General features: G+C 29.0%; 1 protein-coding gene. It reads right to left on the minus strand.

Translation table 11 applies throughout. The features are described from left to right. Positions 1-70: 70 nt before the first annotated feature. Positions 71-610 (minus strand): DUF1405 domain-containing protein (locus IDG60_RS28290; RefSeq protein WP_241013416.1); only part of this gene is annotated, 540 nt, incomplete at its 5' end.

The following is a 610-nucleotide window of genomic DNA, read 5'->3' on the forward strand; positions in this document are numbered from 1 at the left end:
GTAAAAATTGAAGACAATAAACTCACTCTCCTTTATAAATATTTTACTGTCATTTGCCGTTTTTATCAAATCATTTACACTTTAATAATTTGTTTAATTCAATATAAAGCAAAAGTCCAAAAACACTCAGACAACATGATAATACACCAATTTGCCACACATGTGTAGTTATAAAATCATAATATGGAAATTGAAGGTGAAAATAGTCAATATAATCATTCAAAAATACCCAAGTCATCGCTACACTGATTCCAATCATAGAACGTTTAAACCTAGGATAGAAGTAAATTGCCTGAACGGCCATTATACTGTGGGAAAACATTAATATCAGGCCATTTACTGTAATATCACCTTGTTCAATAATAAATAATATATTCATAATAACTGCCCAAATCCCATATTTGAATAATGTTACAAATGCCAGTGCATCGATAATACTATTTTGTTTTTGGATTAATATCATTGAGATAGAAATAACTAAGAATAATATTGCAGTTGGGCTATCTGGAACAAAAATCTTAAAATGCCACGGCGTATGACTTAATTGTTCACCATACCATATATAACCATAAATCATCCCTAATATATTACAAATGAGTAGCATCATTAA

It is taken from the genome of Staphylococcus sp. EG-SA-2 (assembly GCF_017152085.1).